This is a genomic window from Pseudarthrobacter quantipunctorum (genome assembly GCF_045291495.1).
In the GTDB taxonomy this organism is placed as follows: Bacteria; Actinomycetota; Actinomycetes; order Actinomycetales; family Micrococcaceae; genus Arthrobacter; species Arthrobacter quantipunctorum.
In genome coordinates this window covers 1111658-1137512 of the sequence record NZ_CP148033.1, presented here as the reverse complement: position 1 = coordinate 1137512, position 25855 = coordinate 1111658, and the positions used below count along the sequence as shown (strand labels likewise).

Sequence of the window (25855 nt, the reverse complement as noted above, 5' to 3'; positions counted from 1 at the left end):
GCATTCCACGTCCACAAAGGAGCAAACGAAGTGAAATCACGCCTACTGGGAGGCTTGGCTGCGTTATTACTGGCAGTAATCGGAGCGGTTCTCCTCTTTGTTTATGTACAAGGCGCATCGGCACGGGCACAGGCAGGTCTTGAACCTGTGAACGTCCTTGTCGTCGCCGAACGAGTTCCCGCCGGAACTCCTTCATCAGATCTTGCCGGCAAGGTGCGTTCCGAGGCCGTGCCCAAGTCCGCGGTGCCTGAGGGCGCCCTGGCCACCCTAGATAAGCAAGAGGGTAAAGTCACGGCGGTTAGCCTGGAGCCCGGCGAGCAACTGCTCTCAGCCCGTTTGATCGACCCGCGCGAACTGATGCCAGGCACCGTGCCCGTCCCAGACGGGTTGGAAGAGGTGACGCTCCTGCTGTCACCTGAACGCATCCTCGGTGGCCGGCTTGAAGCCGGAGACAAGGTGACCATCTACACCTCCTTCGAGAAAACGGACCAGCAAACAGGCCTTCTTTTCTACGACGTCCTGGTCACCGCAGTGCAAAAGGCCCCGTCCGAAGCGAAGAACGCGTCAGGCTCCGGTTCTTCCGAACCGGCAGTAGAAATGCCGACGGGATCCGCCTTCATCACCTTCGCCAGGAGCGACGCCGATGCCTCAAAGCTGATATACAGCGCGGAATTCGGAAAGCTTTGGCTCGCCAAGCAGACCGACACGACAGTAAAGACCGATCCTCCCGCGACCACCTTTGGAGGGCTGTACCAATGAGTCGCTTCGTAGCCATCACCGCGGTCCGCGACTTCGAAGGCCGCATCCGGCAGGCCATAACGGGCGCGCTGCACGGTGAGCTGCAGACCTTGTCGCCGACCGTCCTGGCTGGCGGGCCGGACGACGTGTTCAAACTGCTCAGCGGCGCACCACCGGAAGTACTCATCCTGGGCCCTGGCGTCGCCCCGGATGAAGCCCTCAAGCTGGCAACGGTCTTTGATCTCCAATATCCAGAGGTAAGCGTCCTTCTTGTTGCCGAACCGAGTCCTGAGCTGGTGATGCGCGCCATGCACTCGGGAATCCGCGACGTAGTGACTTCGGAGATGGGTGCCAGTGAGCTTCGCGTTCTTCTTGAACGCGCCTGCCTGGCCTCGGCAAGCCGGCGGCGCGGTATGGCTCCCGCTGCCGAGGGAATCCAGGACCGAGGCAGGGTCATTGCAGTGATGTCGCCGAAAGGAGGCGTTGGTAAGACGACGGTAGCCACGAACCTAGCGATCGGCCTTGGCAAAGTAGCGCCGATGAGCGTGGTGCTCGTGGACCTTGACCTGCAATTCGGAGATGTTGCGTCCGGCCTTCTACTTGATCCGGAGCACTCGATCACCGAGGCAGTCAATGGAGCAGCTTCCCAGGATTCCATGGTGTTGAAGGCCTTCCTTACCGTCCACCCTGCTGGCATTTACGCACTTTGTGGACCCAGAACTCCTGCTGAATCTGACTTCATCACTGCCGAACACGTCAGCCGGCTCATCAACCAACTGGCGAGTGAATTTAAATATGTAGTGGTGGACACCGCACCCGGGTTGGGTGAACATGTCCTGGCGACACTTGAGCAGGCCACGGACGGGGTCTGGGTGTGTGGGATGGATGTACCCAGTATTCGTGGACTGCATAAGTGCTTCGCGGTACTGCGGGAGCTCCAGCTGCTTCCCCAGGGCCGCCATACCGTCCTGAACTTCGCTGACCGGAAGAGCGGAATTTCAGTACAGGATGTCGAAGCAACCATCGGCGTTCCCGTGGATACAGTCATTCCACGCTCAAGGACCCTTCCCTTTTCCACCAACCGGGGCATACCCATCCTTCAAAGCAACACGAGGGACTCGGCCTCCAAGGGCCTAAAAAAGCTCGTGGATCGCTTTGATCCGCAATGGCTAGCCTCGACACAGACCAAGCTTCACCGACGGGTGGTTGTCTCATGAAACTCTCAGACCGGCTTTCTCGATCCAGCAGCAGTTCACCGTTGCCAGAACCAAACCCGGCGTTTGCGGAAACGTCGGATGACCCGCAGGCTCCGGTTCTGGCATCGCCTCCCACTGCCCCTCCGGCGCTCCTGTCCACACCTGCAACATCATCAGCTATGGCAGCAACCCCGGCTGTGGATGCTTTGGCAGGCCTTAAGCAACGGGCCGCCCAAGCGCTTTTCGAACGTATGGGAACTCGGTTCGGCGACACGGCTTCCACCGAAGAAGCGCTGCGGGCTTCGGCTGTCGAGGAATTGTCCGCTGTCATTGACCAGGAACAGGTTCCGCTCTCTCCTGAGGAACGCCGACGGCTGATTCGTGAAATTTCAGATGAGGTGATGGGCTACGGTCCGCTGCAGCGCCTTTTGGAGGACCCTTCAGTCACTGAAATCATGGTCAATCGTTTTGACCAGATTTACGTTGAGCGGCATGGACGCCTGACTCTGACGGGCGCACGGTTCAGCTCCGATGGCCACCTTCGCACAGTAATCGAACGCATCGTGTCCAAGGTAGGCCGTCGAATCGATGAGTCGTCACCGTTGGTGGATGCCCGGCTTGAGGATGGTTCCAGGGTCAACGCGATCATCCCACCGCTCGCAGTCAATGGGCCGTCCCTGACAATCCGAAAATTCAGCCATGTGCCTTTGACCGTGCAGAACCTAATCGATTGGGGGTCGCTAACCCCAGAAATGGCAGAACTACTAAGCGCCTGCGTACGGGCCCGGTTGAATATCATCGTTTCAGGCGGTACGGGCACGGGTAAGACCACCCTGCTCAATGTTCTGTCCTCCTTCATTCCTCCGGACGACCGTATCGTGACCATCGAGGACGCTGTGGAGTTGCAGCTCCAGCAGGAGCATGTTGTCCGCCTGGAAAGCCGCCCACCTAACATTGAAGGCAAGGGTGCTGTCAATATTCGCGAGCTCGTCCGCAATTCCCTTCGCATGCGGCCGGACCGCATCATCGTCGGTGAAGTTCGAAGTGGAGAGTCCCTCGATATGCTGCAGGCAATGAATACCGGCCACGACGGCTCGTTGTCCACGGTCCACGCAAACTCACCCCGAGACGCCGTCGCGCGCTTGGAGACCTTGGTACTCATGGCCGGCATGGACCTTCCACTGCGGGCGATCCGCGAACAGGTCTCATCCGCCGTCGACCTCATCATCCAAGTGACCCGCCTCCGGGACGGTAGCCGACGCGTAACCCACGTGACAGAAGTGCAAGGAATGGAAGGTGACATCGTCACCTTGCAGGATGCCTTCCTCTTCGACTATTCAGCGGGCATGGATGCTCAAGGACGCTTCCTGGGCAAGCCCGTGGCCACTGGTATACGTCCCCGCTTCCTGGACCGGTTCTCTGAACTTGGAATTTCCGTATCGCCAGCAGTGTTCGGTGCGGGAGTGGCACCAGTGGGAAGGCGATAGCTGTGGAATCCCCCATGATTTTCATCCTTGCCGTGGCGTTCTGTTTATCTGCCATAGTCTTGGTATTCTTCGTCGTTTTCAGGCCTCGGGTGGGTTCCATTCCGCTGGAGCGAAGGCGACTTGGCATTCAGCAGGACAGGTCGGCCGTTGCCCGGGTCTCGCAGACAGCGGTCAATGCGGTTGAGAATGTCATTGGCGAATCGGGCGGGCCATATAACCGTGAAGCGCTTTACAACGCGGGCGTCAAAATGGCACCTGCGGATTTCACGGTTGGTGTAGCGCTTACCTCAGTAGTGGTAGCGGCTTTCGCAGGACTCCTAACGCACCCCCTCCTGGGACTCCTGGCGGGAGCAGCAATACCATTTCTCGCCAAACTTGTGCTCATCATTCTCAGGGACAGGCGCCGGGCCAAGTTCGAGGAACAGCTGACAGACACCATACAGATGCTGATCGGTGGGCTCAGGGTTGGTCATAGTGTTCTCCGATCGGTTGAAGCGGCGGCTCTAGAGGCAGACGCGCCGACGTCAGAAGAGCTTCTTCGTATTGTGAACGAAACCCGGATCGGGAAGGATGCCCGGCTGGCCTTTGAAGACGTCGCCAGCCGAATGGACAGCGAAGACTTCGGCTGGATTGCGCAAGCCATCCAGATCAATCGCGAAGTCGGCGGTGACCTGGCGGAAGTACTCGAGCAGGTTGCAGGGACTATACGTGAACGCAGTGAAATCAAGGGGCAGATCAGGTCCCTAAGCGCCGAAGGAAAGATGTCCGCTTACGTCTTGATGGCAATGCCAGTGGGAGTTGCTTTCATCCTTGCCTTCATCAATCCCGGTTATCTCAACGTGTTCGTGGAGAAGCCACTCGGCCTGCTGATGCTGGCCAGCGCCATAGTCATGTTCACAGTAGGCGGCTTCTGGATGAGCCGCGTCGTGAAGATCAAGTTCTAGGGGGAACGATGACACCGATAGCGTGGCTCTACATCGCACTGGTGATACTCCCAGTGTCCTACTTGGTCTGGGGTCTGCTAACAACTGACCGCAAAGCCGCCCTGGCTGTTCAAACGAACCTAGCGCAGGGTTTTACACAGGAGGGCGGAGCGGCAATCCAACGTCCGCCTGCACTCTTGGACGTATCTAAGCGGCTGACTCCGAAAGGTTATGAGGCCAAGCTGGACCGTTGGCTGTCACTCGCAGGTCGGCCGGCATCGTTGCCTTTGGACAGGATGATCATCGCGAAGCCGTTGCTCGCCCTGACAGGCGTAACGCTGGGACTGCTGATGTATGCAAGCTCTCCATCTGCACAGATCATAGCTCTGGGATTATTTTTGTCCGCTTTCCTCTACTTCCTTCCGGACCTGCTGATTTACAACAAGGGCATCAAACGTCAACAGGAAATTGAGCTTGAACTGCCAAACACCCTGGACCAGTTGCTCATCTCGGTGGAGGCCGGACTTGGCTTTGAAGCTGCAATGGCCAGGGCCGGCGGTAATGGCGGAGGGGCCCTTTCACAGGAACTTATGCGTACGCTGCAGGACATCCAGGTTGGGCGTCCGCGCCAGGAGGCGTATGACGCGCTGGCTAAGCGCTCCTCGGTGCAAGACCTGCGGAGCTTTGTGCGGGCCGTGGTCCAGGCAGACAAGTACGGAATCGGCATTGCCAAGGTCCTACGGACACAGGCGAAGCAGGCCCGCGTCAAGCGACGCCAAAGGGCTGAAGAAAAGGCGATGAAGTTGCCGGTGAAGGTACTCTTCCCGCTCCTGCTATGCATTTTTCCTGTGCTCTTCATCGTTCTCCTCGGACCGGCGGCCATCAAGATCGTCGAAGCCTTCACATAGACAATTCCAACTGCGCCCGAGTGGCGCCCCAAAGACCGGACCCCCTCGGCACCCAGAACCGAGGGGGTCCGTTTGCGTTCCCACAGCGTTCTACCCAGCCATCCATACTTTTCCTCAAGAAATACTCCATAAAAGCGCAGGGAAAGCGCACTGCGAAGAGCCTTTGCGCAGGATGTCCCAAGATGCGGCCCGAAGCCCCAAACCCGTTGCTAACTTCGTATTAGCGCTGGTACAGGGCCAGCCATCCGTCTCGCTCAGGAGTACAGAATGCTTTCTCTTATCGCCACCCTTCAGACTCTCGGCTTCAACCTCAAGAACCGTCTCAGCAACGAAAAGGGCGCAACCGCCGTCGAATACGGCATCATGGTTGGCCTCATTGCCGTCGTCATCATCATCGCTGTCCAACTGTTGGGCACAACGCTGGACGGTATGTTCGACAAGGTTAACGTCACAATCTAAGTCGTCGGCCGCTCCCATGGAGCAAGTAGGACAGACGTTATTTGCGTTACACCCGCAAACTTTTGTGCGGCGCAGCGGAAAACTGCGCCGCATAATTTTTTTCCATGTCTCGAAACGATGCGCGTCAATAGTGGACGAGAGGAGGGGCGCAGCAAATGCCCGAAACATCCGAACGCGGGGCAGCCGCCGTTGAGTTCGCGATTCTTCTTCCGGTACTCCTGCTGCTGGTTCTCGGCACGATCGAATTCGGCCGGGCCTATAACGCCCAAATCACTCTCACCAACGCCGCCCGCGATGGTGTCCGGGTTATGGCCATCAACAATGACCCGGCTGGCGCCCGGACAGCCGCGAAGAATGCGGCAGCATCCGTCAGCACATCGATCCCGGATTCGGACATAACCTTGAGCACCGATGCATGCAGCACCAACGCCCAAGTCGCGCTCACTATCAAGTACAACCTGGCCACCATTACCGGAATCGCCGGCCCGTTCCCGATGACAGGCAAAGGGGTCATGCTGTGCGGAGGATAAAAGGTGGCAGCACAAGCGAAAACGGCGCTATCAGCGTCATCGTGGCCATCCTCATGGTAGCCCTCCTCGGCTTCGTGGCAGTGGCCGTCGACGTCGGAGTGGTCTACTCAGAACGCGCGCAGCTGCAAAACGGTGCGGATGCCTCCGCAATCGCCACGGCGCAGAAATGCGCTCGAGACACGAACGGAGTGGACTGCTCAACCACACCGGCACTCGCCGGCACGCTTGCCAACAAGAACGCGCTGGATGGCATGAGCAAGGTACACACCGTCGACCTCGACAAAACAACAAGGAAAGTCAGCGTTACTACCTCTGCCAAGGAAATCGGGGGTGTAGACAACTCTGTCTCCCTTTTCTTTGCTGACATCCTTGGCATCCCAACCAAGGAAGTCGGAGCGCGGGCATCAGCCGTCTGGGGTAGTCCCATGGCCGGCCGTACCGCATTTCCCCTTGCCTTCTCTATCTGCCAGGTCAAAGACAACATTGGCGGCTCGCTCCAGCTCCTCCAGGAACACGGCAAGAACTCTAACCTCGACTGCAACTACGGCCCGTCCGGGGCGGCTGTCGAAGGGGGTTTTGGCTGGCTCGTGCAGGATCCGGGTAAGTGCGGTGGAACCATCGATCTCGCCGTCAGTGAAGGTGGTAGCGACCCAGGCAACAACGCCCCGGGCAACTGCGGGACTACGTTGCAGAAATGGGCTGACGATATCCATGCAGGCCGGAAGGTCACGGTCCTCCTGCCCATCTTCAACAAGGTCACCGGAACCGGAAACGGCGCTATCTATGGATTGGTGTCCTTCGCGGCCTTCGAGGTCACCGGCTGGAAGTTCACGGGAAGCGCTGGCCTGCCCTACGAGTTCCGAAGCGAAAGTTCAACGACGACCGGCGTCACCTCCGCAACGGCGTGCACGGGCGAGTGCCGCGGCATTATTGGCAAGTTCGTGAAGTACGTTTCCCTCGCCGATGGCTACACGCTCGGACCCGTGGACGAGTACGGAGCCACGATAGTCCGCATGTCCCCCTGACCCAAACCTCGTTACATCTCACCAGGAGCAAAAAGTGAAGTCTCGCCTAGTGGCAGGAAGCGCCGCGGTTGCCTTGGCGATTGTGGGAGCCCTCCTCATTATTTTCTACGCGCAGGGAGCTGACCAGCGCGCCATAGCCACCACCCAGCCAGTGGATGTCCTGGTGGTGAAGACGGCAATCCCGGCGGGCACTCCTGTCAATGACATGGCTGCCTCCCTCGCCCTGGAAAAGGTTCCCGCCGCGGGGGTCTCCGATACCGCCTTGAGCACCCTGGACAACAAAGCTGGCACTGTCAGCGCGGTTGACCTCGTTCCCGGAGAGCAACTGCTTGCCGAGCGCCTCGTCGCCCCTGCCGACGTCAAAGCCCAAGGCGCCGTTGAGGTGCCCGCCGGCCTGCAGGAAGTCTCCTTCGAAGTGGAGCCCAAGCGCGTGGTAGGCGGACGGATTAACATGGGTGACCACGTGGGTATCGCCCTGAACTTCGAGGGCGGCGCCTACAAGGCCAAGGCCGATGACGCGACCACCCAGCTCACCCTCCGGAAAGTACTCGTCACCGCCGTCCAACGCGCACCCCAGCCTGCGAGCACCGAAAAACCCGCCGAGGGCGAGGCCAATTCTCAAGACACCACCCTCCCGCAGGGTTCCCTCCTCATCACCGTCGCCGTCACCGACGTCGACGCCAGCAAGATCATCTTCACGTCAATCAACGGCAGCCTCTGGCTCACCAAGGAACCCCTGGACGCCCAGGACAACGGACCCCGGATCGAACGCAAGGAAGTGGTCTACAAGTGAGCCGGTTCGTCCTCCTCTCGCCCAGCGACGAGTTCGACCAGAAGCTGCGCGCCGCCGTCGCCCACGGCCTCCGCGGCTCCGTCCAGACCATCGCCTCGGACATCCTCCCCGCGGGCCCCGCCGAGCTGTTTGCCCTCCTCAACCAGGAGCAGCCCGAAGTCCTGATCATCGGCCCGGACGTCCCCTACGAGGAGGCTTTGCGGTTCGCCAAGGTCTTCGACGTCCAGCTCCCGGGCCTCAGCCTGGTGCTGGTCAGTGACATCGAGCCGTCCTTCCTGGTCCACGCCATGCGTGCCGGCATCCGGGACATCCTCAGCCCGCAGGCCGACGCCGCCGAGATCCGCGTGCTGCTGGAGCGCGCCTGCCAGTCCTTCGCCACCCGTCACCGGAGCCCCGAAACGCAGGCGGCGGACAACGGCGGCAAGGGTCTGGTGATCGGCGTCTTCTCGCCCAAGGGCGGCGTCGGTAAGACCACCCTTGCCACCAATATCGCCATCGGGCTCGGCCAGATCGCCCCCATGAGCGTGGTCATCGTGGACCTTGACCTGCAGTTCGGCGACGTCGCCTCCGGCCTGTACCTCAGCCCCGAGCACACGGTAACGGACGCGGTCACCCCCGCCGCGGCCCAGGACTCCCTGGTCCTCAAGGCGTTCCTCACCGTGCACCCTGCCGGGATCTACGCGCTGTGCGCCCCGCCGAACCCGGTGGACGCGGACCACATCATGCCGGACCAGATCACCCATCTGCTGGAGCAGCTGTCCCAGGAATTCCAGTACGTGGTCCTGGACACCGCCCCCGGCATGCCCGAAATCGGCCTCGCCGCCATGGAACAGTGCACCGACGTTGTCTGGGTCAGCGCCATGGACATCCCCAGCCTCCGCGGCCTCCGTTCAGGCCTGGAGGTGCTCCGCCAGCTGGAGATCATGCCCGAGTCCCGGCACGTGGTCCTGAACATGGCCGACGCCAAAGCCGGCCTCAACGTCCGGGACGTGGAGTCCACCATCGGTGCCCCGGTGGACGTCAGCGTTCCCCGGTCCCGCGCCGTGGCTTTGTCCACCAACCGTGGCATCCCCGTCCTCCAGGAATCCAAAAAGGACCCCGCCGTCAAGAGCCTCCGCCAGCTGGTGGAGCGGTTCAACCCGGCGTGGCGTACCCAGACCCAGCGGAAACTGCACCGAAGGGTGGTCATCTGATGAAACTCTCCGAGCGGATCAGCGCGGTCCAGGACCGCAACCAGGCGTCTGGCAGCAACATTGCCGTGCTGGAACCGCCGCGCCCCGCTGCTGCCCCCGCCCCGGCGCGGGAGAGCGAGCCGCGGCACCTTCCTGCCCGTCCCGCCGTCGACCTGTCATCGTCCGACGCTGGTGCCTCCAATGTGCCCAAGGCACAGCCCGTGGATGTCTTCGCAGCCATGAAGCACCGGGCCGCCACCGCACTTTTCGAACGGATGGGTGCACGCTTTAATGATGCTGCGGTTACCGAGCAGGAGCTACGGAGCACTGCCAAAGAGGAACTGACCCGTATCATCGATGCCGAGCAGGTTCCGCTGTCGCCCGAGGAACGCACCCGCCTCGTCCGCGACGTTGCCGATGACGTCCTCGGCTATGGCCCGCTCCAACGCCTTCTCGACGATCCCGACGTAAGCGAAATCATGGTCAACCGAATGGATCAGATTTACGTTGAGCGCAAAGGCAAACTGACGCTCTCCGAGTCGCGGTTCAGCTCGGAGGAACACCTGCGCAAGGTCATTGAACGGATCGTTTCGAAGGTGGGCCGCCGCATCGACGAGTCCTCTCCACTGGTGGATGCGCGCCTCGAGGACGGCTCCCGTGTAAACGCCGTTATTCCGCCCCTTGCGGTTGGGGGGTCTTCACTGACAATCCGTAAATTCAGCAAGACTCCGCTGACCGTCCAGAACCTTATTACTTTCGGTACCTTGACGCCGGAGATGGCCGAGCTGCTTAATGCTTGCGTCAAAGCCAAACTCAACATCATCGTCTCGGGCGGTACTGGCACCGGCAAAACCACGCTCCTCAATGTGCTGTCGTCCTTCCTGCCGTCGGACGAACGCATCGTCACCATCGAGGACGCCGTGGAACTCCAGATCCAACAGGAACACGTTGTCCGGCTCGAAAGCCGACCGCCGAACACCGAGGGCAAGGGCGAGGTAACCATCCGGGAACTGCTCCGGAACTCGCTGCGTATGCGGCCCGACCGCATTGTGGTAGGCGAAGTCCGTGGCGGGGAATCGCTGGACATGCTCCAGGCTATGAACACCGGCCATGACGGCTCCCTTTCAACGGTCCACTCCAACTCACCCCGAGACGCCGTGGCCCGCCTCGAAACCCTGGTTCTGATGGCCGGAATGGACCTCCCGCTACGGGCCATCCGTGAACAGATTGCATCCGCGGTGAACCTGATCGTCCAGATTTCCCGGCTCCGGGACGGCTCCCGCCGCATCACCCACGTCACTGAAGTCCAAGGCATGGAAGGAGACATAGTGACCCTCCAGGATGCTTTCGTCTTCGACTACTCGGCAGGAGTGGACTCCCATGGCCGTTTCCTCGGCAAACCCGTGGCCACCGGAATCAGGCCACGGTTTATTGATCGCTTCGAAGATCTAGGCATCCACGTTTCCCCCGGCGTTTTCGCCGGACCCCAGACGGCGGCGGGCCAGCCCACCGCCGGCCAGAACCACGGCGGACGGTGACGGCCGCCATGATCCTTGCTGCCGGAACCGTCATCCTGCTGATAGCCGTAGCCCTGTTCGGTGCCGCTATCCTTCTGCCCAGCGCGCCGGACGTGCCGCTGGACCGCCGTCGTCCTTTTGATCCCGACCCTCAGTCCTCCCTTACGCGCGTGGCGCTCTCCGCCGTCCGCTCCTTTGAGCGGCTCCTCGCCGGCCGGAGTATCTCCCTCTTTACCCGGCCCGAGCTCGAGAATGCCGGGCTCCGGCTCAGCCAGGCCGAGTTCTTCCTGCTGGTGGGAATCGGCGCCGGCGTGGGGATGCTGGTGGGCACCGTGACCGTCGGACCACTGGTGGGGCTGCTCCTGGCGCTGCTGGCGCCGTTCGTCGGAAGACTGGTCCTGGGATTCCTGGCCGGAAAACGGCGGACTGCCTTCGACAGTCAGCTGGGCGACACGCTCCAACTCCTGTCCGGTGGCCTGCGCGCCGGTCATAGCATCCTGCGCGCCATCGATGCTGCGGCCGCGGAGGCTCAGAAGCCGACGTCGGAAGAGATGCGGCGTGTGATCACGGAGACCAGCCTGGGCCGTGACCTGCTGGCCGCCCTCAACGACACCGCAGACCGGATGAAGAACGAGGATTTCGTCTGGATCTCCCAGGCCATCCAGATCAACCGTGAAGTGGGCGGCAACCTGGCGGATGTCCTGGACCAGACCGGCGAAACAATCCGTGAGCGCAGTGAGATTAAGGGCCACATCAAGGCCCTCGCCGCTGAGGGCAAGTTCTCCGCCTACATCTTGATCGCCATGCCCTTCGGCATCGTCGCCATGCTGGTGGCTATGAGTCCGACATACATGAACTCCATGTTCGCCCATCCTTTAGGTTGGGCGATGATGGGGGTCTCCTTCGTCCTCATGACCATCGGCTCCCTGTGGATGCGCAAAATCATTGACCTGAAGTTCTGAGGAAATCATGAACCTGATCATTCTCCTCTCAGTCATCCTCGTTTGTGTTCCCCTGGCCGGGCTGGCCTGGTCCGCCCTCACTGTGGACAAGCAGGGCCAGTTAGCGGCAACCGAACTGCTAGCCCGGGGAGCCGCGGCATTCAGCGTGGCCCCGGCCGCCAAGCGAAGCCTGCTTGAGGCCATTGGCCGCCGCCTTACTCCCCCGGGCTACGTCGCATTCCTGGACCGTCTGCTTTCGCTTGCCGGGCGGCCCCATTCCATGCCCTTGGGAAAAGTCATGGGCACCAAGCTGGCCCTCGGACTGACGGGACTCATGGTGGGGCTCTATATGACAGCCATAGGAACCACGCCGCTCATGAAACTTGCGGGCCTTTTCGTCCTGTTCCTGGGTTATTTCATTCCAGACCTGCTGCTGTACAGCAAGGGAAAGGAGCGGCAGAAGGTCATTCAGCTGGAACTGGCGAACACCCTCGATCAGATGCTGATTTCTGTCGAGGCCGGCCTGGGCTTCGAGGGCGCTATGGCACGGGCGGGCGAGAACGGTAAGGGCCCGCTGGCAGAGGAATTGGTGCGCACCTTGCAGGACATGCAGGTGGGCCGCAGCCGAAGGGAGGCATACCTGGCCCTGGCCGAACGGACTAGTATCCCTGAGCTGCGCAGCTTCGTGCAGGCCATAATCCAGGCGGACACCTATGGCATTGCGATCAGCCGGGTGCTTCGCGTCCAAGCCAAGGTGATGCGCATGAAGCGGCGCCAGCGGGCTGAGGAAAAGGCGATGAAACTCCCGGTAATGATCCTCTTTCCGCTGCTCTTCTTTATATTCCCGGTCCTCTTTATTGCCATTCTTGGGCCGGCCGTCATCAATACCGTGGTGACTTTCAGCGGACAGTAAAGCCGACGCAGTACCGCCTGAAAGATCGCTCAAGGTTTCCACAGGATCACCCGAAATAGGACGACGGAAGAATTTCAGGAAGTAGCCTTGAACAATGCACAGTCAAGATCCCGGCGCCAGCAGCGAGGCCGCTCCTGCGGCCTCCCCGCAGCCCGGGATCGCTTCAGCTGCCGGGACCGCGCTGCAACAGGAAGCGGCCGGTCTCTTGCCGCTCGTTGACGCTACCGTCCTTGATGAACTGGAAGACGAGCTGGTCGGCTCCGGCCTCGCCCAGCGCTTCGCCCGCGACTATGCGGCCATGTGGGACCAGCGCTACGCCCGGCTGGCTGCGGCGGTGGACCAGCAGGACAGCGACTCAGCCCTGGACGCCGTCATCAGCCTCAAGATCACTTCCGCCATGGTGGGCGGCCTCCGGCTGGCCAAACTCGCGGAACTGCTGGAGTCCGTGATCCGCCTGGGCGACTTCGGCCAGGGCCAGGCGCTCATGGAACGCGTGGCCCGCGACGGCGGTAAGACCGTCACCGAGCTCCAGGCCACCTACATCCTGGAAAACGACTGACCCCGCCTACTCTTCGAACGGCCTGCTGGGGGCCAGCCGGTAGCCCACGCCGCGGACCGTCTGCAGCCAGCGGGGCGAGAGCTGGTCCTCCTTGAGCTTGCGCCGCAGGTTGCCCACATGGACTTCGACGGCGCGCTCGTCCGCTTCGCTGATGTACGTGTCCTCGTCATAGAACTCGCCACGCACGGCCCGGACCAGGTCAGCGCGGGTGCATACCGCGCCGCCGCCTCGTAGCAGCACATGGAGCAGGTCGAATTCGCTGCGGGTGAGCCCGAGTGGCTCGCCTTTGACCTCCACCGTCCGCGTGCGGTGGTTGAGGGTCAGGCCGTTGTGCTGCAAAACGGCGGAGTCGTGGGTGCCAGGCGCGGCAGCCGGGGTGGCAGGTGCTCCCCACGCCGGCGCCGGCTTCTGCCCGTTAACCTCATGCCGGGGCCGGCGCATCATGGCCGCCACCCGTGCCCGGAGCTCCCTGGGCCGGAAGGGTTTGGCAATGTAGTCATCCGCTCCGGCGTTGAGGGCGGACAACAGGTCCGGCTCCTCAGTCCGGCCGGTCAGCATCACCACGTAGGCATTGCTGAAATGGCGGATCCGCCGCAATACTTCGAACCCGTCGATGTCCGGCAGCCCGATATCCAGCGTGACAACATTGGCCTGTTTGCTGCGGACCACTTCCACACCGGCTCGTCCGTCCACCGCTGTATGCACTTCAAATCCTGCCTGGGTCAGCACGCCCTCAAGGAGGTTGCGCACATCGGCATCGTCTTCAATTACTACAGCCACACCAAGTTCGTCCATTGATATCCCTGTGCCAGGCGGACATGGCCCCCCATCAGCCCAGCGCCAATGCCATACCCGCTCCAACCATTTATACGCTACTAGTAAGCCTCGCTGATCACATCCCTTTCGGCATTGATTTCGGAAAGTCAATTACTATGACAAGACGTGTGGATTATGAACTGAGAGGATACTCCGCAGTGAGCCGCAGCAATTCCAGTGCACCTATGGACCTGTCATCCGGTCCAGCCGGCGGGGCCTGAATCCCTTTTATGGCTGAGCACCTGTTCCAGCGCGGACCTGCCCGCTTCTTCCGTGGCCTCGGACCACGGGCGCAGGTGGCCCTGTGCCAGCTGCCGCTGACACTGATCGTGGCGGCATTGGCTGTGGCCACCCCCTTCGCCTGGCCAACACTGGTCCACAGCCCGATCTACCTCTCCGGCGTCCTCCTTCACGGCGTCCTGTTTCTCGGCTGCCTCCTGGTGCCCTGGGAGCGCCTGGCCCACCGGCCTTACCTGCTGATCCCGGTCCTGGATTTCCTGGCCATCGGGCTGCTCCGTAACGGCGCTGCTCCCCTGCTCCCGGGCCTGGCGGTCCTGGCGGTCTTCCCGGTGATCTGGCTCTCTGCCTCGGGCATGCTGGCCCGCAGCAGCCTGGTCCTGAGTTTTTTCGGCACGATGCTCATCATGGTCCCGTCCCTGGCCGGGCGTTTCCCAAACCTGACTGCCTCGGACGTCACCACAACGCTCCTCTTTCCCCTCATGATGCTCTCCGTCTCCCTCGCCATCCGCTTCGCCAGCGTGCACCTCCGGCTCCAGCAGCAGGAACTGGCGCAGAAGGACAGGGAGCTGCGGAAACTGCTGCACGAAAGCCGGGAACGGGAGAAGCTGCTCCAGACGGTCCTTGACGCTACAGACGTAGGCATTGCCGCCGTCGACCGTTACGGGCATTTCCTGGTGTCCAACAACCGGCAGCGGCTTTTCCGCGCGTCCACCAGGGCGGACGGTGCCATACCGGGACAGGGGCACCAGCTGATCTTCGGGCAGGACCGGCGCACCCTGCTGCCACCGGAAAAACGCCCCATCAGCCGGGCCATCGCAGGAGAGTCATTCGCCGACTACCTGGTGTGGGCTGGAGAGGGAGCGGAACAGCGCGCGGTGTCGACGGCGGCCAGGCCCCTGGTGGACGAGGACGGCGGCTTCAACGGCGCCGTTGTGGTGTACACGGACGTCACCGGCTGGGTGGAAGCGCTGGCCGCGAACCAGGAGCTCGTCTCCAACGTGTCCCACGAGTTCAAGACGCCCCTGAATTCCATCATTGGCAACATTGACCTGGTGCTGGACGACGCCGGCGGCCTGCCGCCGCAGGTTGCCCACCGTTTGCGGGTGGTCCAGCGCAACGCCGAGCGGCTGCTGGCACTGGTTGCGGACCTGTCGGCATCGGCGTCGGCCGCTCTGAACGTGCACCCGAAAAGGACGGACCTCGCCAGCCTGGTGGAAACCACCCTGGGGTCAGCCCAGGCCCAGGCCGAGCGGGCGCATATCCAGCTCAGTGCGGACGTTCCCTCGCCGCTGTGGGCCTACGCGGATCCACTCCGGATTGGGCAGGCCCTGGACAACCTGGTATCCAACGCCATTAAGTACTCTCCCGACGGCGGCACGGTCAGCATCAGCGCCCGTGCCGGTGGGGACTGGGTCCAGCTCAGCGTCAGCGATACCGGAATGGGGATCTCCCGGGAGGACAGCACCAGGGTCTTCAAACGGTTCTTCCGCACGGAAGCGGCCCAGAAAGCCTCCATCTCGGGGGCGGGGCTGGGCCTCTCCATCACCAAGATGATCGTGGAAGGCCACGGCGGCACCATCACCTGCGAGAGCGGCCAGGGGAAGGGCAGCACCTTCACCGTGACCCTGCCCGCGGACGGGCCGCCGCCGTCGTTCTAGCATCATCGATTGCTCCGTACTTGTCGTTTTCGGGCATGAAAATGACAAGTACGGAGCAATCGATAGGGACTAGTGTTCCCGCAGCGCCCTGGTCAGCTCCGCCCGGGCCAGCAGCTCGTCGTCGGAGGGGTAGGCAACCTCTTCGAGCACCAGGGGATGCGGCGCGGCCAGCACCGATTTAGCGTCCCGCTTCTTCGCCAGGAGCCGCTCATGCAGCCAGCCGGGTTCCTCAACGCCCTCACCCACGTACAGGGCAGACCCGATCAGGGCCCGCACCATGTTGTGGCAGAACGCGTCGGCCTGCACCGTGGCCACAATGACGCCGTCCTCCCCCCGCGCGAACTCGAAGCGCTGGAGCTCACGGATCGTGGTGGCGCCTTCGCGGGGTTTGCAGAAGGACAGGAAGTTCTGGAGCCCCAGCAGCTTGGACGCGCCTTCATTCAGCAGCACCACATCCAGCGGGTTCTTGTGCCACAGGGTGAAGTAGCGTTCCAGCGGGTCCCACAGGGCGGGGCCATCCGCGATCCGGTAGCTGTACCGCCGCCAGAGGGCTGAGAAGCGGGCGTCGAAGCCCTCCGGCGCCAGCGAGATGCGGTGCACCTCCACGGCGCCTGTCAGGTCACCAAGGATCCGGCTCAGCGCGCCCCGGATGCGGCGCAGCATGGCGACGGCGGGATCGAGTTCGTGCCCGCGCGGCAGTTCCTGCCACTCGGCTTCCGTCAGGTCCAGGTGGACCACCTGCCCGCGGGCGTGCACCCCGGCGTCGGTGCGGCCGGCGACCGTCACGCGGATAGGCCGGCGGACCAGCAGGTGCAGGGCTTCCTCGAGGACGCCCTGGACGGTCCTGCGACCCGGCTGCAGCGCCCACCCGCTGAAGGGGCCGCCGTCGTAGGACACATCAAGCCGCACACGCAAAAACCCGCCGCCCCCCAATACGGGGGCCGCGGGTTTTTGGTCGTTCATAGACTCAAGTCTATGCGAAGAAGATCAGCGAATTACTTCGCGTCCTTTTCCTCGGCTGCGGGAGCCTCGGGTGCTTCCTCAGCGGCCGGGGCCTCTTCGGTTGCAGCTTCTTCAGCGGCAGGTGCCTCAGCAGCTTCGTCAGCTGCGGGAGCCTCTGCGGCCTCAGCCTCAGGAGCCTCTTCTGCAACCGGGGCAGCAGCGGCTTCCTTCTTGTCGGCGTCGCGCTTGGCAGCGGAGGTAGCCTCGGCTACAACAGCCTGCTTGGCGGAAACCGGCTCAAGCACCAGTTCGATGACGGCCATGGGAGCGTTGTCGCCCTTGCGGTTGCCGATCTTGGTGATGCGGGTGTAGCCGCCGTCGCGGTTCTCCACAGCCTGGGCGATGTCGGTGAACAGCTCGTGGACGACGCCCTTGTTGCTGATCAGGCCGAGGACCCGGCGGCGGGAAGCGAGGTCGCCACGCTTGGCGAAGGTGACCAGGCGCTCTGCGTACGGCTTCAGGCGCTTGGCCTTGGTGACCGTGGTGGTGATCCGCTTGTGCTCGAACAGGGATGCTGCCAGGTTCGCGAGCATGAGGCGCTCGTGAGCCGGGCCGCCTCCGAGGCGCGGACCCTTAGTGGGGGTAGGCATAATTGTTTCTCCTCAAATGGAAGCCGTGGGCTGTGCACACCATGGTGCCTGCCCGCCGGCCAAGGTCTGGTTTAGAGTTCGTCGTCGCCGAAGGCGGCGTCGTCCTCTTCGATTGCTGCGGCGCGTGCTGCGAGGTCAAAACCGGGAGGCGAGTCCTTGAGGGACAGGCCCAGTTCAACCAGCTTTGCCTTGACCTCGTCAATGGACTTGGCACCGAAGTTGCGGATGTCCATCAGGTCAGCCTCGGAGCGGGCAACGAGTTCACCCACGGTGTGGATGCCCTCACGCTTGAGGCAGTTGTAGGAACGGACCGTGAGGTCCAGATCCTCGATCGGCAGTGCCATGTCGGCTGCCAGGGCAGCGTCGGTGGGCGACGGGCCGATCTCGATACCTTCAGCTGCGGTGTTCAGCTCACGTGCCAGACCGAAGAGCTCCACCAGGGTGGTGCCTGCGGAAGCAACGGCATCGCGCGGGGCGATGGCCTGCTTGGTCTCGACGTCGACAATCAGCTTGTCGAAGTCGGTGCGCTGCTCAACACGGGTTGCTTCCACGCGGAAAGTAACCTTCAGCACCGGCGAGTAGATGGAGTCGACCGGGATACGGCCGATCTCTGCGTCGCCGGACTTGTTCTGAGCTGCCGAAACGTAGCCGCGGCCGCGCTCGATGGTCAGTTCGAGCTCGAACTTTCCCTTCGAGTTCAGCGTGGCGATGTGCAGATCCGGGTTGTGGAATTCGACGCCGGCCGGCGGAGCGATGTCCGCGGCGGTGACGACTCCGGGGCCCTGCTTGCGCAGGTAGGCAACAACCGGCTCATCGTGCTCGGAGGAAACCGACAGGCTCTTGATGTTCAGGATGATCTCAGTGACATCTTCCTTGACACCCGGAACCGTGGTGAACTCGTGCAGCACGCCATCGATCCGGATGCTGGTTACGGCAGCACCGGGGATGGAGGAGAGCAGGGTACGGCGGAGGGAGTTTCCGAGGGTGTAGCCGAAGCCCGGTTCCAGCGGTTCAATGATGAAACGCGAACGGTTTTCGGAGACTACCTCTTCGGAGAGGGTGGGGCGCTGTGCAATGAGCACTTAGGTTTCCTTTCGGCGAGCATCCGCTATATGACGCAACACAGGTGGTGGAAATTCGGTCTGAAGACTTAACGCGCTGGGCTTGCCCGGACCGTCAGCGGTCCGGGCAAGCTCATGCGGCGTTGGCAGCCTTAGACGCGGCGGCGCTTCGGCGGGCGGCAGCCGTTGTGCGCAGCGGGGGTGACGTCCTGGATGGAGCCAACCTCGAGGCCTGCGGCCTGCAGCGAACGGATCGCGGTCTCGCGTCCGGAACCCGGTCCCTTGACGAAAACGTCAACCTTGCGCATGCCGTGCTCCTGCGCACGCTTGGCAGCAGCTTCGGCAGCCATCTGGGCTGCGAACGGGGTGGACTTACGCGAGCCCTTGAAGCCAACCTCACCTGAGGAAGCCCAAGAGATAACAGCGCCGCTCGGATCCGTGATGGAAACGATGGTGTTGTTAAAGGTGCTCTTGATGTGCGCCTGGCCAAGCGCGATATTCTTTTTGTCCTTCTTACGCGGCTTGCGAACCGCGCCACGAGTCTTCGGGGGCATTATTTCTCCTACAGAAAGTTATTGGGGAAAAGTCCGTTAATCCCGGCGGGGATTTTAACGGGCCTTCTTCTTGCCGGCGACGGTGCGCTTCGGGCCCTTGCGGGTACGGGCGTTGGTCTTCGTACGCTGTCCGCGTACGGGCAGGCCCTTGCGGTGGCGCAGGCCTTCGTAGCTGCCGATTTCAACCTTGCGGCGGATATCTGCTGCTACTTCGCGGCGAAGGTCACCCTCAACCTTGTAGTTGCCTTCAATGTAGTCACGCAGCTCAACCAGCTGTGCATCAGTCAGGTCCTTGACGCGAACGTCGGCGCTGATGCCAGTGGCAGCCAGGGTTTCGTGTGCACGGGTCTTGCCCACGCCGTAGATGTAAGTAAGCGCAATTTCCAGCCGCTTTTCGCGGGGAATGTCTACGCCAGCGAGACGAGCCATAGTGGCAGTACTCCTTGATAAACCGGAGGTCGTAGGCAGTACACCCGCACGTTCTGTGCGGCCCCAGCCTCCGACCGGGGGTTAGCTGCCCGGGCTCCATACGTCCCAGATCAGCTTGTGCTGCCTTTATTTACTTGCGTGGGTTAGCAACCCAGGATTTCCCGATGAAGGGAATTAGCCCTGGCGCTGCTTGTGGCGCGGGTTCTCGCAGATCACCATGACCCGGCCATTACGGCGGATCACTTTGCACTTTTCGCAGATCTGCTTGACGCTCGGCTTGACCTTCATGGCATTCCTTTGCGTGTAACAGTTGGTCAACTGGAGCGGCAGCCAGTTCGCACTGGAGCCGCCCAGCAATTTACTTGTAGCGGTAGACGATACGACCACGGGTGAGGTCGTACGGGCTCAGCTCCACCACTACGCGGTCCTCAGGGAGGATTCGGATGTAGTGCTGACGCATCTTTCCAGAGATGTGTGCCAGAACGATGTGCTTGTTGGTGAGCTCAACGCGAAACATCGCGTTAGGCAGCGCCTCGGTCACAACGCCTTCGATCTCAATGACCCCGTCCTTCTTGGCCATACCCTCCGCTAACTGTTGTTGCCGCAGCCCCGCCGGATTGCACCGGGCATGGCCACGAACGTTTGGTTGGATCGATTGCCGGCTCCAGACCCAAAAGGGCGTGGCAGTCCAGACAACCAACAAACAACACTACTCCGTCTCGCCGGAAAAGTTAAATCGGCAATGGTAACCTACCGGGCGCCGTACACACCATAATCACCGGCGGGAGTGCTCACGGCCTCCGCGCTGGCCACGCCGTCCAGGATGGCCAAACGTACGACGTCGGCTGCCGCGCTTTGCAGGGTGATGAGGCTGAGCTGCCGGGCAGCTTCGTCGCTGCGGTCCAGTGCCACGGCTTGGGTAGACAGGCAGAAAACAGTATCCCCATCAGCCAGGGTGTGGCTGGGATTCAAAGCCCGGGCAATACCAGCATGTGATGCAGCTGCAGTCCGCTTGCACTCGGCCACATCCAGGACGGCATTGGTCGCCACGACAACAAGGGTTGTGTTAAGGGGTGGCGAGCCGGCACCCCCTAAAGGGGAATCGGGAACCCGGAAGCGCGCGTCTAAGGTGGGCCCACGCGAGCCGGGTTCCCTGGCCGAGCTTGCGAGGTTAGGGGGCTCGTGGGGCGGAACGACCGAGCGCGCGGAGGGCCGCGGCTCCTGCCCGCCGTCCAGCACCGGCAGACCAAGGGCGTTGACGACAGCAATTGCACCCACCACCACGCCGCTCTCAAGCGTCACAGAGGCAGTCCCCACGCCGCCCTTGTACGTCCGGGCCATGACTGCCCCGGTACCGGCACCCACGTTGCCGCGTCCGACGTCGTGCCCTTCTGCCTGTGCCGCAGCGGCGGCCGCCGCAGCGTAGCCCATGTCCGCCGTCGGACGTGCCGAGAAGTCCCCGCCCCTGCCAAGGTCGAAGATCGCGGCGGCCGGCACGATAGGGACTACTCCCCCGGGCACCGAGAACCCGCGGCCATTCTCCTCGCACCACCGCTGCGCGCCGGCGGCCGAGGCCAAACCGTAGGCGCTCCCACCGGTAAGGACAACTGCGTCCACCGTGCTGACGAGCGTGGTGGGATCCAGGGCATCGGTTTCATGGGTGGCAGGTCCGCCGCCCTGCACATCCACAGACCCGCAGGTGCCCGGCGGCGGCAGGACCACCGTGACGCCAGTCAGCCAGCCGTCGCCGGACTTCTGCTGGTGCCCCACCCGCATGCCCGGTACGTCAGTGATTGCTCCCATGGCACCCATTCTCCCCTTTTGGCCATCAAACGGATGAATACGGGCGGGTCCCTGCCTTTCAAACAAACTTTGTGCAAGACTGCAGGCAACACAGCGTTAACGGGCAACGAAGCCTCGGATAACAGTCTTTTGACGAGGACACATGCGGCTTTCTGCCTGCTGACTTTGTGGTGAAGTGATGGCTAGACTCCCCCAACCACGGCCGGCCACGAGCAGGCACGAATCCCGTGAGAGACCGCATGACCCGTCAACTCGCACCCCATCCGTCCACCAAGCCCACCAAGCCCGGACCGGCCGCCGCCCCACGCCGCCGGCGCTGGACGCAGAGAACCCGGCGTGACTTCTTTGTGTTCCTCGCCCTCGCCTTGCCAAACCTGGTGCTGATCGCCGTCTTCACGTACCGGCCACTGATCAGCAACATCTACTACTCGACGCTGGACTGGACCTTAGGGTCACCATCCGCCACGGTGGTGGGCATCAACAACTACGTCACCTTCTTCACCAGCGACGACGCCTCCAAAGTCCTGGGCACCACGGCAATCTTCACGGTGGTGACCGTGGGCGGATCCATGATCCTCGGACTGCTCATCGCCCTGGCGCTGAACGCGAAGGTCCGGGGAACCACATTCGCCCGCTCCGCGGTGTTCGCTCCCTACGTCCTGTCCGGCGTCGGCGTGGGCCTGGTGTGGCTCTTCATTTTCGATCCCGGCTACGGCGTGCTCGCCTGGCTGCTCCGGGGCATCGGCCAACAGAGCCCGCAGTGGATCAATGATCCCCAGCTTTCCCTGGTCATGGTCATCCTGGTCTACGTCTGGAAAAACCTGGGGTACTGCGCGGTGGTGTACCTGGCAGGGCTGCAGTCCCTGCCGCAGGACGTCATGGAGGCAGCCTCGCTGGACGGCGCCAACGGGTTCCGGCGCTTCATCACCATGTCGCTGCCGCTCCTGTCCCCCACCACGTTCTTCCTGTTGATCACCAGCTTGCTCAGTTCGCTGCAGGCCTTTGACCTCATCCGGATCATGACGCCGCTGGGAACCGGCACCAGCACCCTGATCTACGAGGCCTATCTCCAGGCTTTCGGCGCCTTCAACCGGGCCGGCTATTCCGCGGCCATCTCGGTGATCCTGTTTGCGATCCTCCTGGTAATCACCGTGTTCCAACTGCGCTTCGTGGAACGGAAGGTGCACTACTCGTGAGCTCCCTGTCACCGGTGAACCCGGACCCCACAGCCCCGCCCACGCAGGCCGCGGACCCCGTGATTCCACGGGACCGGCCCTTCTCCCGGCAGAACCTGGTGCAGGCCGTCCTGGGCGGGTACGTCCCACTGATCCTGGCCACCCTGGTGGTTTTCCTGCCGCTGCTGTGGATGGTGCTCAGCTCGTTCAAGCAGCCCGGTGAAATCATCACCATGGATCTTGAGATCCTGCCTGAAGGCCTCAACCTGCAGAACTACCAGATCGCCATGACCACCGTGCCGTTCGGCCAGTTCTTCCTCAACAGCGCCATCGTCACGGCGGCGGGCGCCAGCGTCAAGGTGGTCCTGGCCATCCTCACGGCCTACGCCCTGGTGTTCGTGCGCTTCCCGTTCAAGAACGCCATTTTCATGCTCATCCTCGTTGCGCTGATGGTGCCGCCCCAGGTGTCCATCCTGCCCAACTACATCCTGATATCGGGAATGGGCGGGAAGAACACCCTGTGGGGCATCATCCTGCCGGGCCTCGGGACCGCCTTCGGAACCTTCCTCCTCCGGCAGCACTTCCTCACCCTGCCCAACTCCATCCTCGAGTCGGCTGAAATCGATGGGGCAGGCCACTGGCGCCGTCTGTGGCGCATCGTGGTGCCCATCTCTGTTCCCTCCATCGCCACGGTGGCGCTGGTGACCATCGTCAGCGAATGGAACGAGTACATCTGGCCGCTGATCATCACAGACCGTCCGGACACCATGACCCTGCCGGTGGGCCTCACGCTGCTCCAGAACTCAGAGAGCAACGCCTCCGGATGGGGCATCCTCATGGCCGGGGCCGTCCTGGTGATCGTCCCCATCCTCATCGTCTTCGCAGCCCTCCAGCGTTACATCGTCGCCGGGCTCACCCAGGGCAGCGTCACCGGGTAAGCCCGTGCCGTCGTCGTCCATCACAGAAGAAGCACCCAACTCCTCAATGTGGCACCCAACGAAAGGACCTGCAATGACACAGCACCTCGATCGGAGGCACTTCCTGGGACTCGCCGGGGTCACGGCGTCCGCCGCTGCCCTGGCAGCCTGCGGCGGCCCGTCCACCAGCGGCACCCCCGTGGCCAGCGAAGCCGCCGAACTCGACTTCAACGGAGTGAAGCCGGCCGCGAAAATCGACTTCTGGTCCAACCACCCCGGCAAGTCGCAGGACGTCGAAAAGGCCATTATTGAGAAGTTCCATGCCAAATACCCGGACATCCGGGTCAACCTGGTCACGGCCGGAGCGAACTACGAGGAAATCGCGCAGAAGTTCCAGACCTCGCAGGCGGCCAAATCCGGCCTCCCGGGCGTCGTGGTGCTCTCCGATGTGTGGTGGTTCCGCTACTTCACCAACGGCAGCATCATCCCGGTGGACGCCCTCGTCAAGCAGCTGGACATCAAGCTGGACGATTTCCGGCAGTCACTCGTGAACGACTACAAGTACAACGACAAGCAGTGGGCTCTCCCCTACGGCCGCTCAACTCCCCTGTTCTACTACAACAAGGACCACTTCCAGGCCGCCGGCCTGCCGGACCGGGCACCCAAAACCTGGCAGGAATTTGGTGAGTGGGCACCGAAGCTGAAGGCCAGCTCAGGAGCGCAGTACGCCTACATCTATCCGGCGTTGGCCGGATACGCGGGCTGGACGCTGCAGAACAACCTGTGGGGCTGGGGCGGCTCCTGGTCCAAGGAATGGGAAATCACCTGCGATTCGCCCGAAGCGGTCGAAGCGCTGCAGTGGGCCCAGGACTCCATCTACAAGAACGGCTGGGCCGGCGTCTCCTCCAAGGAAGCTGCAGACGACTTCTCCGCCGGTCTGACCTCGTCCACGATCTCCTCCACCGGGTCCCTCCTTGGCGTGCTGAAGTCCGCGCCGTTCAATGTGGGCGTGGGCTTCCTTCCCGGCGGACCGAAAGCCGAGACCAACGTCTGCCCCACCGGCGGCGCGGGCCTGGGCATCCCGAGCGGCATCAGCAAGGAAGAGCAGCTGGCTGCCGGCACTTTCCTGAAGTTCATGACCGAACCGGAAAACAGCGCAGCCTTCTCGGCGGCCACCGGCTACATGCCCACCCGAGAGTCGGCAGACATGAAGGCGGTCCTGGCCCAGACGCCGCAGATCCAGACCGCCGTGGACCAGCTGGCTGTCACCCGGGTCCAGGACAATGCCCGGGTGTTCCTCCCGGGCGCCGACCAGGAACTGGCCAAGGCGGCCGCTGCCATCCTCACCCAGCAGGCGGACGTGAAGGCCACCATGGCCAGCCTGAAGAAAACGCTGGAAGGCATCTACGAGAAGGACGTCAAGCCCAAGCTCGGCTAGCTTTCCCCGTACGCAAGAAGCGCCAGGTGTCGTTGTGGGATCACAACGGCACCTGGCGCTTCTGTTTAGGCTGCTGGGCCTGTGGGCCCGTAAGCCTGCCGCCCTGCTGGCTTTGGCCTACGGGATGGGCACCGGGGTGACGCCGAGCGGGACAAGGTGCTCCGCACCGCCGTCGGGCGCTGACAGCACCCAGATGCCCTTCTCATGGACCGCCACGGAGTGCTCCCACTGGCAGGACCGCTTGCCGTCCGTGGTGACAACTGTCCAGTCGTCCTCCAGGACCGCGGTTTCAATACCGCCGCGCACCAGCATGGGCTCGATCGCCAGGCACAGCCCGGGTTTGATCTTCGGGCCGCGGTGCGTGGTGCGGTAGTTCAGCACGTCGGGGGCCATGTGCATTTCCGAACCGATGCCGTGGCCCACATAGTCCTCGAGGATTCCCAGCGGTTTGCCGGGAACGGACGAGACGTAATCGTCGATCGCGGCCCCGATATCGCCGACGTGCTTTCCGGTGGCAAGCGCGGCAATGCCGTGCCACATTGCTGCCCGGGTCACGTCCGAGAGGCGCTGGTCCTCCGGGTCAGCCGTGCCCACGATGACGGTCCTGGCCGAGTCGGAGTGCCAGCCGTTAACGATCGCGCCGCCGTCGATCGAGATGATGTCCCCGTCATTGAGGACCCGGCTGCCCGGGATGCCGTGGACTACTTCCTCGTTGACCGAGGTGCAGATCGTGGCCGGAAACCCGTGGTAGCCAAGGAAGTTGGACTTTGCGCCCGCTTCGTTCAGGACAGCGGCGAAGACGTCGTCGAGGTGCTTGGTGGTGGCACCCGGCACTGCTGCGGCGACGGCTGCGTCCAGTGCACGGCTCAGGACCAGGCCTGCCTCGTGCATGGTGCGCATCTGGGCGTTGGTCTTGTATTCGATGCGGGGCTGGCCAAAGGCCATGGTGTTCCTTCTTTCAAATGGCTGAGGCTCCTCCCGGTTGCCGGGAGGAGCCTCGGAATACCTTCG

28 protein-coding genes are annotated in these 25855 nt (G+C 62.6%); 18 read left to right on the top strand and 10 right to left on the bottom strand.

The features are described 5' to 3' along the window. Window positions 1-30: 30 nt before the first annotated feature. The 14 genes from WHH00_RS05255 to WHH00_RS05190 all read left to right on the top strand — a co-directional run bounded on the left by WHH00_RS05255 (window position 31) and on the right by WHH00_RS05190 (window position 13161). Window positions 31-759 (top strand): Flp pilus assembly protein CpaB, encoded by a 729-nt coding sequence (locus WHH00_RS05255; protein ID WP_406637112.1) that lies wholly within the window; start codon window positions 31-33, stop codon window positions 757-759. Continuing rightward, window positions 756-1955: a CpaE family protein gene (locus tag WHH00_RS05250; RefSeq protein ID WP_406637110.1), complete on the top strand. Its 1200-nt coding sequence runs from the start codon at window positions 756-758 to the stop codon at window positions 1953-1955. The genes WHH00_RS05255 and WHH00_RS05250 overlap by 4 nt, the downstream gene beginning before the upstream one ends. Before the next feature lie 158 nt (window positions 1956-2113). Further along, the gene (locus WHH00_RS05245) at window positions 2114-3421 is read left to right on the top strand and encodes a CpaF family protein (protein WP_406637108.1); all 1308 of its coding nucleotides are present in this window, start codon (window positions 2114-2116) and stop codon (window positions 3419-3421) included. A gap of 14 nt (window positions 3422-3435) precedes the next feature. Next, entirely contained in the window at window positions 3436-4365 is a 930-nt protein-coding gene (locus tag WHH00_RS05240) for a type II secretion system F family protein (protein WP_406637106.1), read from the top strand. An 8-nt stretch (window positions 4366-4373) separates the two neighbouring features. Then, on the top strand, window positions 4374-5252 hold the full coding sequence (locus WHH00_RS05235) for a type II secretion system F family protein (protein ID WP_406637103.1): 879 nt from the start codon (window positions 4374-4376) through the stop codon (window positions 5250-5252). Window positions 5253-5519: 267 nt separating this feature from the next. Further along, complete coding sequence (locus WHH00_RS05230; RefSeq protein ID WP_104998616.1) at window positions 5520-5711, top strand: Flp family type IVb pilin; 192 nt, start codon at window positions 5520-5522, stop codon at window positions 5709-5711. 155 nt (window positions 5712-5866) lie between these two features. After that, window positions 5867-6241, top strand: coding sequence for a TadE family protein (locus tag WHH00_RS05225; protein ID WP_406637101.1), 375 nt, complete (start codon window positions 5867-5869; stop codon window positions 6239-6241). Then, the gene (locus tag WHH00_RS05220) at window positions 6229-7266 is read left to right on the top strand and encodes a pilus assembly protein TadG-related protein (RefSeq protein ID WP_406637099.1); all 1038 of its coding nucleotides are present in this window, start codon (window positions 6229-6231) and stop codon (window positions 7264-7266) included. The genes WHH00_RS05225 and WHH00_RS05220 overlap by 13 nt, the downstream gene beginning before the upstream one ends. 34 nt (window positions 7267-7300) lie before the next feature. Further along, window positions 7301-8059, top strand: a complete 759-nt coding sequence (locus tag WHH00_RS05215; protein ID WP_406637097.1) for a Flp pilus assembly protein CpaB — start codon at window positions 7301-7303, stop codon at window positions 8057-8059. After that, window positions 8056-9252, top strand: a complete 1197-nt coding sequence (locus WHH00_RS05210) for a CpaE family protein (protein WP_406637095.1) — start codon at window positions 8056-8058, stop codon at window positions 9250-9252. Before WHH00_RS05215 ends, WHH00_RS05210 begins: the two co-directional genes overlap by 4 nt. After that, entirely contained in the window at window positions 9252-10769 is a 1518-nt protein-coding gene (locus WHH00_RS05205; protein ID WP_406637093.1) for a CpaF family protein, read from the top strand. Before WHH00_RS05210 ends, WHH00_RS05205 begins: the two co-directional genes overlap by 1 nt. Window positions 10770-10777: 8 nt before the next feature. Further along, window positions 10778-11710, top strand: a complete 933-nt coding sequence (locus WHH00_RS05200) for a type II secretion system F family protein (RefSeq protein ID WP_406638496.1) — start codon at window positions 10778-10780, stop codon at window positions 11708-11710. Between the two features lie 7 nt (window positions 11711-11717). Further along, entirely contained in the window at window positions 11718-12602 is an 885-nt protein-coding gene (locus tag WHH00_RS05195; protein ID WP_406637091.1) for a type II secretion system F family protein, read from the top strand. Between the two features lie 94 nt (window positions 12603-12696). Next, on the top strand, window positions 12697-13161 hold the full coding sequence (locus tag WHH00_RS05190; RefSeq protein ID WP_406637089.1) for an Hpt domain-containing protein: 465 nt from the start codon (window positions 12697-12699) through the stop codon (window positions 13159-13161). 6 nt (window positions 13162-13167) lie between these two features. Here the strand turns inward: WHH00_RS05190 and WHH00_RS05185 are convergent, their stop codons facing one another. After that, window positions 13168-13956 (bottom strand): response regulator transcription factor, encoded by a 789-nt coding sequence (locus WHH00_RS05185; RefSeq protein ID WP_406637087.1) that lies wholly within the window; start codon window positions 13954-13956, stop codon window positions 13168-13170. A 251-nt stretch (window positions 13957-14207) separates the two neighbouring features. On the opposite strand from WHH00_RS05185, the gene WHH00_RS05180 reads away from it, so the two are divergent. Beyond that, window positions 14208-15875 carry a sensor histidine kinase gene (locus WHH00_RS05180; RefSeq protein WP_406637085.1) on the top strand — a complete coding sequence of 556 codons (1668 nt, stop codon included), beginning with the start codon at window positions 14208-14210 and terminating at the stop codon, window positions 15873-15875. 69 nt (window positions 15876-15944) lie between these two features. Here WHH00_RS05180 and WHH00_RS05175 read toward each other — a convergent pair whose 3' ends face one another. The 8 genes from WHH00_RS05175 to WHH00_RS05140 form a co-directional block, all read right to left on the bottom strand. After that, complete coding sequence (locus WHH00_RS05175) at window positions 15945-16838, bottom strand: tRNA pseudouridine synthase A (RefSeq protein WP_406637083.1); 894 nt, start codon at window positions 16836-16838, stop codon at window positions 15945-15947. Between the two features lie 32 nt (window positions 16839-16870). Continuing rightward, window positions 16871-17467, bottom strand: a complete 597-nt coding sequence (gene rplQ / locus WHH00_RS05170) for a 50S ribosomal protein L17 (protein ID WP_231454765.1) — start codon at window positions 17465-17467, stop codon at window positions 16871-16873. Between the two features lie 71 nt (window positions 17468-17538). Beyond that, on the bottom strand, window positions 17539-18549 hold the full coding sequence (locus tag WHH00_RS05165; RefSeq protein ID WP_013601812.1) for a DNA-directed RNA polymerase subunit alpha: 1011 nt from the start codon (window positions 18547-18549) through the stop codon (window positions 17539-17541). Between the two features lie 131 nt (window positions 18550-18680). Continuing rightward, entirely contained in the window at window positions 18681-19082 is a 402-nt protein-coding gene (gene rpsK / locus WHH00_RS05160) for a 30S ribosomal protein S11 (RefSeq protein ID WP_018760435.1), read from the bottom strand. Window positions 19083-19136: 54 nt separating this feature from the next. Then, the gene (rpsM, locus tag WHH00_RS05155) at window positions 19137-19511 is read right to left on the bottom strand and encodes a 30S ribosomal protein S13 (protein ID WP_003803743.1); all 375 of its coding nucleotides are present in this window, start codon (window positions 19509-19511) and stop codon (window positions 19137-19139) included. Between the two features lie 174 nt (window positions 19512-19685). Then, window positions 19686-19799 carry a 50S ribosomal protein L36 gene (rpmJ, locus tag WHH00_RS05150; protein ID WP_009358722.1) on the bottom strand — a complete coding sequence of 38 codons (114 nt, stop codon included), beginning with the start codon at window positions 19797-19799 and terminating at the stop codon, window positions 19686-19688. Window positions 19800-19869: 70 nt separating this feature from the next. Further along, window positions 19870-20091, bottom strand: coding sequence for a translation initiation factor IF-1 (gene infA, locus WHH00_RS05145; RefSeq protein ID WP_009358723.1), 222 nt, complete (start codon window positions 20089-20091; stop codon window positions 19870-19872). A gap of 170 nt (window positions 20092-20261) precedes the next feature. Further along, complete coding sequence (locus WHH00_RS05140) at window positions 20262-21314, bottom strand: P1 family peptidase (RefSeq protein WP_406637078.1); 1053 nt, start codon at window positions 21312-21314, stop codon at window positions 20262-20264. A gap of 239 nt (window positions 21315-21553) precedes the next feature. On the opposite strand from WHH00_RS05140, the gene WHH00_RS05135 reads away from it, so the two are divergent. The 3 genes from WHH00_RS05135 to WHH00_RS05125 all read left to right on the top strand — a co-directional run bounded on the left by WHH00_RS05135 (window position 21554) and on the right by WHH00_RS05125 (window position 24844). Next, on the top strand, window positions 21554-22510 hold the full coding sequence (locus WHH00_RS05135; RefSeq protein WP_406637076.1) for a carbohydrate ABC transporter permease: 957 nt from the start codon (window positions 21554-21556) through the stop codon (window positions 22508-22510). Continuing rightward, window positions 22507-23427, top strand: a complete 921-nt coding sequence (locus WHH00_RS05130; protein ID WP_406637074.1) for a carbohydrate ABC transporter permease — start codon at window positions 22507-22509, stop codon at window positions 23425-23427. The genes WHH00_RS05135 and WHH00_RS05130 overlap by 4 nt, the downstream gene beginning before the upstream one ends. Before the next feature lie 73 nt (window positions 23428-23500). Further along, a complete protein-coding gene (locus WHH00_RS05125) occupies window positions 23501-24844 on the top strand; it encodes an ABC transporter substrate-binding protein (RefSeq protein WP_406637072.1) in 1344 nt (447 codons plus the stop codon). Between the two features lie 117 nt (window positions 24845-24961). Here WHH00_RS05125 and map read toward each other — a convergent pair whose 3' ends face one another. Next, window positions 24962-25789: a type I methionyl aminopeptidase gene (gene map, locus WHH00_RS05120; RefSeq protein WP_406637070.1), complete on the bottom strand. Its 828-nt coding sequence runs from the start codon at window positions 25787-25789 to the stop codon at window positions 24962-24964. Window positions 25790-25855 lie beyond the last annotated feature (66 nt).